Origin of the sequence: uncultured Shimia sp. (assembly GCF_947498095.1) — a bacterium.
In the GTDB taxonomy this organism is placed as follows: Bacteria; Pseudomonadota; Alphaproteobacteria; order Rhodobacterales; family Rhodobacteraceae; genus Shimia.
In genome coordinates this window covers 1-7,683 of record NZ_CANMJE010000028.1, presented here as the reverse complement: position 1 = coordinate 7,683, position 7,683 = coordinate 1, and the positions used below count along the sequence as shown (strand labels likewise).

The 7,683-nt window shown below is 44.6% G+C and carries 5 protein-coding genes and 2 pseudogenes; 4 read left to right on the top strand and 3 right to left on the bottom strand.

Translation table 11 applies throughout. The features are described from left to right. The 3 genes and pseudogenes from Q0932_RS20295 to Q0932_RS20285 all read left to right on the top strand — a co-directional run. Positions 1 to 663: pseudogene (locus tag Q0932_RS20295) on the top strand (hypothetical protein); the annotation flags it as partial. 79 nt (positions 664 to 742) lie between these two features. After that, on the top strand, positions 743 to 2,059 hold the full coding sequence (locus Q0932_RS20290) for a nucleotide sugar dehydrogenase (protein ID WP_299357064.1): 1,317 nt from the start codon (positions 743 to 745) through the stop codon (positions 2,057 to 2,059). A gap of 219 nt (positions 2,060 to 2,278) precedes the next feature. Next, positions 2,279 to 3,034 carry a hypothetical protein gene (locus Q0932_RS20285; RefSeq protein ID WP_299357062.1) on the top strand — a complete coding sequence of 252 codons (756 nt, stop codon included), beginning with the start codon at positions 2,279 to 2,281 and terminating at the stop codon, positions 3,032 to 3,034. Between the two features lie 42 nt (positions 3,035 to 3,076). On the opposite strand, the gene Q0932_RS20280 is transcribed toward Q0932_RS20285, so the two are convergent. Continuing rightward, on the bottom strand, positions 3,077 to 4,864 hold the full coding sequence (locus Q0932_RS20280) for an ABC transporter ATP-binding protein (protein WP_299357059.1): 1,788 nt from the start codon (positions 4,862 to 4,864) through the stop codon (positions 3,077 to 3,079). Positions 4,865 to 4,921: 57 nt separating this feature from the next. Between Q0932_RS20280 and Q0932_RS20275 the strand changes: the two genes are divergently transcribed. Continuing rightward, complete coding sequence (locus tag Q0932_RS20275; protein WP_299357056.1) at positions 4,922 to 5,887, top strand: glycosyltransferase family 2 protein; 966 nt, start codon at positions 4,922 to 4,924, stop codon at positions 5,885 to 5,887. A gap of 192 nt (positions 5,888 to 6,079) precedes the next feature. On the opposite strand, the pseudogene Q0932_RS20270 reads toward Q0932_RS20275, so the two are convergent. Then, a pseudogene (locus tag Q0932_RS20270) lies at positions 6,080 to 6,317 on the bottom strand (IS3 family transposase); the annotation flags it as partial. Continuing rightward, on the bottom strand, positions 6,311 to 7,683 hold a 1,373-nt coding region (locus Q0932_RS20265; protein WP_366141446.1), incomplete at its 5' end, for an O-antigen ligase family protein. The pseudogene Q0932_RS20270 and the gene Q0932_RS20265, both read right to left, overlap by 7 nt.

Sequence of the window (7,683 nt, the reverse complement as noted above, 5' to 3'; positions counted from 1 at the left end):
GAGCCTGACAGCGTAATTGAAGATACATCCAGTGAAGAAGGGCCGGAAGCGGTACCTTTAAGATCTCAAACTGGCCTTTTTGATGATGATTGGTCGGGGATGGTGCTTGATCTGGACTCACTCGATACGCGTAGCCGCACTAAGTTTAAAGGTGATGCTGGCTTACAGAGTGATGATGGAGAAACCGTACTTGGCCTCAATGGCGGTGATGATACAGTCACATTGGGGCGCCTGAAGGATTACGAAGACAGTTCTCGGTTAGCTTTCTCAATAGATTTCGATCCCGCTAGTTCGGAGAATTCTGGTTACCTCGTATCAAACCATATGCGATTTGATTTGGCCCTTGACGGGGACAAAATTGTCCTCAGGGTTGGAGCTGAAAATGAGGGAATGAAAACCTACAAACAAGAAGTCGAAGATCTTATGGCTGAGGGTGAGCACAATATTTCTGTACTAATTGATACGGAAGAAGATCGTTTACAGGTTCTCTTTGACGATGAGATAGTAATGAATCATTCCGACGCTGATTATACGTTTGATTTAAAGAAGTATCACTGGAGCTGGGCTCTTGGAAATCAATGGAATGACAGCCTTGAAACAACAATTAGCGATTTTCGGGTTGGCGACGAGTTCCATTTTGTAGAAGATTCTCTCTTGATGTGAGCACACACAAAAGGGGCATTTCTAAATAGGGTTGTCATTGGGTTGTGCTCGTCACCGCCCCAAGAAGGTTTGTACTTATATGTCATTGGCAAATAAAATTTTGGAAAGGGATAGTCAGGTAGGGGTAATAGGTCTTGGCTACGTTGGACTGCCATTGGCAGTGACGGCGGCCCGGAGCGGTTTTCCTGTTGTTGGCTTTGATGTGGATTCTAATAAGGTTGAACAACTTGCTCGCGGCAAGAGTTACATAGATGCAGTTTCTGATGATGCTTTGGAGGAGGCACGTGCCAATGGAATGGTGGCTACACGTGACTTTGCCCAACTTACTAACTGCCAAATCATCGTAATTTGTGTGCCGACCCCTCTAAATATTCAGCGTGAGCCAGACCTCTCTTATGTTGAGGAGACGGCTCGAACAATTTCTGAACATATTCAGCCCGATACTTTAGTTGTTCTCGAATCAACTACTTACCCGGGAACGACCGAAGAAATATTGGCGCCAATATTGGCTACTAGCGGCTTCGATGTGGGCGGTGAAATTTATTTAGGATTTTCCCCAGAGAGAGAAGATCCTGGAAATATAGTATATGATACTCGGTCGATTCCTAAGATTGTAGCAGGCATCAACGAAGATTCTAGTGGTCTGGTGGAAGCTTTTTATTCTCGTATTGTCGACCGTACAGTTCGTGTTTCCACCACTCAGACCGCAGAAGCGGTTAAAATCACAGAGAATATTTTTAGGTCCGTTAATATTGCGTTGGTTAATGAGCTCAAACTAATTTTTGATGCGATGGACATTGATATCTGGGAAGTAATAGAAGGCGCAGCAACAAAACCTTTCGGATTCATGCCTTTCTATCCAGGGCCGGGGCTAGGGGGACACTGTATCCCGATTGACCCTTTCTATCTGACCTGGAAGGCAAGAGAGTTTGAGGTGCCTACCCGCTTCATTGAGCTCGCCGGCGAAATTAACACGCATATGCCTTACCATATTGTGAATCGATTGCGGCAGGTTGTTGATGAAAATAGTGGGCAGGGGTTAAGGGGCACCGAAGTTCTTTTGGTAGGTGTAGCTTATAAAAAAAATGTGTCGGATATGCGTGAAAGCCCCGCAATGAAACTTATGCAACTGTTAGAAGAGGCAGGTGTAAATGTCTCTTTTATCGACCCGCACGTACCTGAAATTCCGCCTATGAGGGAGTATGGACAGTTTGTTGCTCGGCACGCTATTTCTCCGAAGGCAATTACAAAGGGGCGCTTTGCGGCCGTTTTGATTGCTACCGATCACAATAATATTGAATACGCCCCCCTTTTGGATTTGGGGTGTCCTGTGTTGGATACACGTAATGTCATTGCTAAACTGGGATTACCCCTTGATAACGTGACCAAAATATAACCCTTTAAGAGTTAAGGATATTATTCAGTATCATATTATTCTCATATACAATGATGTAGTAGTTTGAAAAAGCTTCGCACATCAACATATCATTTTGAAGGAGCCTAGCTTTATGTGTTGTCAAGATGTTCATGGTTATAAAGCTAATTGAGTTCCGGAATGCCATACGCACCCCGCTTGCATGTTGTTGGATCATCTCCACGCTCAGGCACTACATTGATGTTTGAGTTGCTAACCTCTTGTTTCGATATTGAAAAGCTCGGAACACACGAGATCAGTCTATTTTCTGGCCCTCGACACCCAGTTCGTGCTTATGCCTCTAAAAAGCCAACGGATTTGGTTCACGTTCGCCGACTTTTACCTTGGGACCGTTCGCTGCATGTAATCTATATGCAACGTGATCCACGTGACGTTATTGTCTCGCAACACAACAGCCATCCTGGCGAATATTGGTGTGATTTCCCCCTTTGGGAGAGGAATGAACGTCTTCATCAAAAGTTGTGCGGCCACCCAAGATTTTATGTTTGTAAGTATGAAAATCTGGTAACTGAGACTGAAATTGAGCAGACTCGAATAGAGGAGGTATTTCCGTTCCTCAAACGCCGCTATGATTTTTCACAGTTTGAGATGGTTTCCAGAAGCTCGGAAGAAGCATCATTGGCTTTAGGTGGTGTGCGGACAATTTCAGATGCCAGCATTGGTACGTGGCATAAAAATCTTCCACGGGTTTCCGCCCAACTTTCTGCATATCCTTCCTTGGCAAAGGCGGTGGTTAGGTCGGGATATTCTGAAGATATGAATTGGATTAGTGTTTGTGACGGCATTGCTCCTGATTCAACAGAGAGCGTTCGCGCGAAACATGATCCCTTACGGGGTAAGAAGAAATTAGCCCGTCTATTTCATCGTATCGTTCGCCGAATGAAAACTTTTACGGACGAGATTTTGTACATTTTGGGATGGCGGAAAGCAATCTGACCTAAACTACTGTGAGGGGATATTATTGCTGTCTGCAGATTTTTAGGACGTTGCAAGTTTGCGGAATGCCAAACTGTTTGACATTAGTTCATCATAACTACCTTCTGCGGCCACTTGACCCTTTTCAAGCAGAATAATCGTGTCGCAGTTGCGTACGGTACTTAATCTGTGTGCAATTTTGATAACGGTCGTACCATTTTCTAATTCGTTCACTGCTTTCATTACCGCGCGCTCTGTTAAATTATCAAGTGCGGAAGTAGCCTCATCTAAAACCAATATGTCGGGGTTGTGATACAGGGCACGCGCGATGCCAATTCGTTGGCGCTGCCCCCCTGATAGGCGCACCCCCCGCTCTCCAACACGTGTGTTATACCCTTGTGGAAGGTCCTCTGTAATAAAATCATGTAAGCTCGAAATTTTGGCTACTTGTTCCACAATAACATGGTCTATTTTGTCTGATGGCAAGCCGAAGGCTATGTTGGCGGCTATTGTGTTATCGGAGAGAAAAATTTCTTGTGGAACATAGCCTAGGCTTTGCTGCCAGTTATGACAGTTTGAATCGGAGATCAAAATCCCGTCAACGCGAACTTCTCCTCTATCGGGTGTTAGTAACCCCAAAAGTATATTCACCAATGTGGTTTTGCCTGCTCCAGTTCCGCCTACTATGCCAAGGCTACTACCCGCAGGAATGCTCACATTGATGTCGTATATGGAGGGTTGTTCGGCTTGGGGGTAGGTGAAGCATAGATTTTCTAATTCAAGGCGTTTACTCAACCCTATGGGTAACCCTGATTTTACCGAAACCGGCGTTGCCAGGCCGACCACGTTTTCATGCAGACTCCGCAGAGCAGGGCTGGAAAAGCGAATAAGAGTAAGGTTCACATAGATCTGCTGTAGGGCTGGAAAAAGCTTCATGCCCGACAAGCCAAGTAGGCCAAAAAGGGGTAGTAAATCTTGAGACTCCTGTCCTTGAAACAGGAACATGACTAGAATTAAAAATACGAAGCCTCCATATATTACAGCTTCGAGGGCAAAACGTGGAATTTTACCGAGTATTTGAGCGCTAGATTGGGTTTGGGCCACAGTTGATGCCGGGTGTTGGAATCGGATAAGCGCTTCGTCCTCAAGGCCTAGTACTTTTAGTTCCTTGATGCTTCCACCAATTTCTTGCACTACTTGGAAGCGATCATTATTAGCATCTAGCCGCAATTTTCCGATAGTAGATAGCTTCTGATTCAGTGCCAAATAGACAGCCAGGTAAACTCCGGACAAGAGTATCGCAGCGCTGGCTGCAACTAATGGATTGTGAAAGAACAAAAGACCAAAAATAAGAAAAGAAATGAGGCCATTTGAAATAAGTAAGATGGCGGGCAGTAAACATTGTCGTACGACTAAATCAACCTCGGATAGAATGTTTTGTCCGAATTCAGCGGTATTGCGACCTAAAAACCAAACATACGGTTGCAAAAGGTATGTACGAAGCAGTCTCATTCCAATCGAATACGCCCTCATCATTGAGAAGCGAATTTGCAAATATGTTCCCAAGGCACGTACGAACATGCCGAATACCAACATCAGTAAAACGGCTAGACCAAAGCCAATTGTTATTTCCCGAGTTTCGGAAAGCTTAGTAACATCGGCAAAAAACTTCACTGCAGAGTTGGTTTCAATCACTGCGGGGTCACCGACTAATTGCAAGAACGGCAAGATAGCGGCTACACCTGCTATCTCAAATATACTCATCAGTATGGTCAGTAATATTAGTATAAGAAAATTACGTCGCTCACGCGAAATCAATAATCTCCAAATGAGCCGATAGTTTTCAAACATGTCTTTAAATCGTTCTCCCAGAAACGGTGTTCTTGCTCCGCAGCATAAGTTATGTGATTGAAGATTTTACAGACCTTGGAGGTAATGTTGCTTTATGGTGATTTGATAAGTGTTGTTATCCCCGTATACAACCGTGCGCATGCTGTCTCGCGTTCAGTAGGCAGTATTTGTGCTCAAAGTTATAAAAATTTGGATATTATTGTTGTCGATGATTGTTCCAGTGATGATATTGTAGGAGCAATAAAGTCGCTTAATGATCCACGTATTAGGTTGCTTCGCCATAAGAAAAATGGGGGAGCGTCTGCTGCCCGTAATACTGGCATCTCTGCTGCAGAGGGGAAACTAGTCGCGTTTCATGATAGTGACGACGTAAGCATATTCGATCGATTAGAAAGGCAAATGAAGTTACTATCTTCTTTGCCCTCCGAATATATTGGTGTGTATTCGGCCTTACTCTCATATACCATAGTTCCTGAAGAGGCATACTCACAATCCTCCTCACACATGTTGCCTCCTGCACACCGCTCTCCATTATCAGGCGATCTATTCCGAGGGACATTAGAAGGTAATTTTGTTAACACTCCTACGATGCTTTTAAAAAAGAACGCAGTCCTTTCTGCCCACTCTTTTGATGAACGATTGCGTAACAATGTAGATTGGGATTTTACATTACGGCTAACACAACAAGGGAAACTCCAATTCATCTCTCAGCCACTTTACCTGGCGGGATATGCAACTCACAAGACGACCACACACGATCATATTTCACATAATTCACGTTATTCATCTCTAAGCTATTCATACATAACGGGAAAAATGAGGCGGGCTGGGTTTTCTGGACCTGAGCTGTCAAACCATTATATTTCTACTGGCAGTCATTTAATGCGAATAGGAAGACCTAAATTGGCACGGCGCTATTTTCATGCCGCGCGAACAAACGCCCAAAATGGCTTTCGAGTCTGGATGCATATTGTGCTTAGTTATTCTCCAAGATTGCATGCTTGGGCTCGTAGAAGCCGTTAACATAACTTGTTTCTGCCCTGACCTGTCTTCGAGACTTCTCTCGTTCAAATGTAGAGTTTGACCCAGCCTTGCTACCCAGCCTCCCGCAATGCTTATCTAGTGCAGTGGAACCACTCAGCGTTGAGGGCTTCTCGCCTTAGTGTCCCGTTGATGCGTTCGTTATATCTGGACCTGTCACGTTTTAGTGCCGCCTTAGGCGGCTTTCCGTTCGAAGGCGATCGGACTTTTCCAGCCCAATGCTGAGTGCCTTCGGCGTGGATTGTGGGGCCTGTTGATGTATTGGAAAGTGGCTACCTCAGCGGCCCTTCAAGACGGTAGAGTTGCCTTTTCCACTCATCGATATCTGTAAACCCTGCCAGCGCAGGGGCTTCTGGTAATCGTGTGAACAGTGTTGACTGCCACGGCCGGTGTAGTGAATGTAGCCTATCGGTGCCTGCCGCCACCTGTTGAAGGAAAACGAGTGTAGGGGCTTTTTTCATAGGGGTAGGGTTTCTTAGAGGTTGTATTGGTAACTTTAGTGTCTTTCTCCGAAGCATTGACCATCCAGGCACCGGTTCCTACCAAAAAGAAGTAGAAAGAAAAAATAGCGCCCCATATATGTACTGTTGTTAAACAGAAAATCATTGCGATCATTGCAATCATCCAGGCTTGACGACAGGATGAAAGGCTGGGATTGGCATCGAAGTTTCTTCTCGCCACCTGAAACATCAGTGTAACCCATCCACCTGCGAGGAAAGCAAACCCAGGAATTCCGTAGCGCATCGCCGTAAGCAACCAAAAATTATCCACGCTACTTCCCATGTATTCGGGCCTCACCCAATCTCGGAAACCAAGCCCGAAAATGGGATTGGCAGAGATGTTTATTAGACCCCAATCAAAAATGTGCAGGCGAGTATATGCGGTGTGAGGTGAGAACGTAGCGTAAGATAAAAAAACTCGAACCGGAGACCGCGAAGAAAGGATATCGACGGCGAAGTATGCGAGAAAGCAAAGGCCCGTTAGTAACCACCACCTTCTTCGGATTTTTATCAATAGCCAATTCCAAAAAATAAGAAAAATCTGAATTACAAGTGAAAGAATTGGGCCGCTGGAAAGTGAAAGGCCTGCGTTTACACAAACAGCAGCACCACCTAGCCATCGTGTAGAGTTGTTCACTTTTTCTTTTAGAGAGACAAAAACAAACGCCAGTAACGGCGCTAAGGCTATACCATAAAGAATTGGGTGAGTGAAAGTCAGGTGAACTCGGTGCAAGCCAAACCTAGTATTACTGCCTCCAAAACTTTCTGTTCTAATTCCCGGGAGGGAATCCAAAATTTGAAGAATGATCGGATTACCGGTGACTGTTTCAAAAATTGCTGCTGGGAAAATTATGATGGAAACTTTTAGAAAAAACTTACAGAGAGCGATAAAATCTTCTGTCGTTTGAATGAAGCTTCGGGCCAATAAATACCCCCCCAAAAACTCGAGACTGGTAATACCGCTGTTTTCTAAAGCAAGGTCGGGGTTATTAACAAATAGCGACAATACCATCCAGAAGATGAAAGCTATAAACATATAGTCTGTCGCCTTGATTGGACCTATCCGACCAACGAATAGTCCAATTAGAAGAATTGGAGTTTGGAAGAGTAACAGCAGGCGTAGAGGTGATAGAGATAACGGCCCGTAATTAAAATAAATTGGTAGAAAAAGCGTCACAATATAGATTTTGACCAAAAAGTGTAGCGACTGGTGCTTCCGGAGCAGTAAGTTTTGAGACTGCCTTGATGTTGAATGTAACATATTGGGGTTCATTCTCT

What these genes read in the sequence shown, in the direction of transcription:
- Q0932_RS20290 (WP_299357064.1), top strand. Translation starts at nt 743, where the DNA reads ATGTCATTGGCAAATAAAATTTTGGAAAGGGATAGTCAGGTAGGGGTA.
- Q0932_RS20285 (WP_299357062.1), top strand. Translation starts at nt 2,279, where the DNA reads ATGTTTGAGTTGCTAACCTCTTGTTTCGATATTGAAAAGCTCGGAACA.
- Q0932_RS20280 (WP_299357059.1), bottom strand. Translation starts at nt 4,864, where the DNA reads ATGTTTGAAAACTATCGGCTCATTTGGAGATTATTGATTTCGCGTGAG.